Origin of the sequence: Mesorhizobium sp. M1E.F.Ca.ET.063.01.1.1 (genome assembly GCF_003998155.1) — a bacterium.
Classification (GTDB): Bacteria; Pseudomonadota; Alphaproteobacteria; order Rhizobiales; family Rhizobiaceae; genus Mesorhizobium.
Genome location: NZ_RZSC01001201.1, coordinates 1 through 1,151 on the forward strand (window position 1 = coordinate 1; position 1,151 = coordinate 1,151).

Annotated in this window: 2 protein-coding genes and 1 pseudogene; all 3 read right to left on the reverse strand. The window is 65.8% G+C overall.

What is annotated here, in order from left to right; genetic code table 11:
- Positions 1–667 (reverse strand): exodeoxyribonuclease III (gene xth, locus EOA29_RS37240; RefSeq protein ID WP_127222445.1); only part of this gene is annotated, 667 nt, incomplete at its 3' end.
- A gap of 7 nt (positions 668–674) precedes the next feature.
- Positions 675–1,067, reverse strand: a complete 393-nt coding sequence (locus EOA29_RS37245; RefSeq protein ID WP_126093393.1) for a VOC family protein — start codon at positions 1,065–1,067, stop codon at positions 675–677.
- Between the two features lie 8 nt (positions 1,068–1,075).
- Positions 1,076–1,151: pseudogene (locus tag EOA29_RS43530) on the reverse strand (iron-sulfur cluster assembly accessory protein); the annotation flags it as partial.

The following is a 1,151-nucleotide window of genomic DNA, read 5'->3' on the forward strand; positions in this document are numbered from 1 at the left end:
GATCGATGCGGATGCCGTTGTTCTTCTGCCAGGCGCCGGCCTGATAGTCCCAGAAGGTATAGACATCGGCAGAGTCGGTGACGGCGCGCACGGCCTCGGTGAAGCCGAGGTTCTTCAGGCGGCGGAAGGCCTGCCGCGTCTCCGGCTGGAACAGCGCGTCGCCGAGCCAGTTGTCGGGGAACCTGGCGTCGGCGCGCTCGGGGATGACGTTGTAGTCGCCGGCGAGCACCAGCGCTTCCTCGAGCCTCAGCCGTTCTTGCGCCCAGCGCTCCAGCCTCGCCATCCATGCCAGCTTGTAGGAAAACTTCCGCTCGTCATCGACCGGGTTGCCGTTCGGCAGATAGAGCGAGGCGACGCGCAGGGCGCCTTTGTCGGTCGAGAAAACGCCTTCGATAAAGCGCGCGTGGTCGTCGGCATCGTCGCCGGGCAAGCCGCGATTGACTTCGTCGAAGGGGAGCTTCGAGAGGATGGCGACGCCGTTGAAGCTCTTCTGGCCGTTGGTCTCGACATTGTAGCCCAGCGCCTCGATCTCGGCGCGCGGGAACTGATCGTCGAGGGTCTTGATCTCCTGCAGGCACACGATGTCCGGCGCGCTCTCGGTCAGCCAGTGGGTGAGGTTGCCGATGCGGGCGCGAACGCCGTTGATGTTCCAGGTGACGATCTTCATGGGGACCTCAATCTCGTTCCGGCGCAAGGCGCTCGACAAGGCCGATCGTATTGCCTGCGGGATCCTTTAGAAAGGCCATCCATTCGCTTTCCCCCGCTGGACCGAACCGGCCCTCGGTGTCGCGGTGCACGAGCGCGGGCGGCGCGGTGAAGGGAATACCGGCGGCCTTCGTCTCGGCATGGAAGGCCTCGAGACCGGCAATGTCGAGATAGACGGTGCCGGGCGGCACGCCGTCGGCGAAGAGGAGCCGCACATCGCCGGCCATGATGAAGGCAATGCCCGGCGGATCGTAGCGCGCATGCACGCTCATGCCGAGCACGCCCTGCCAGAAGGCCAGCGTCGCATCGAGATCGCGCCCGGCCGACAGCGCGACCTGGCGGACCGCGCCGATCGCAGGCATCGGATCGTTCAGACGGAAAAACTGGTGCCGCAGCCGCAGGAGGCGACGGCGTTCGGGTTCCTGATCTGGAAGGACTGGCCCATC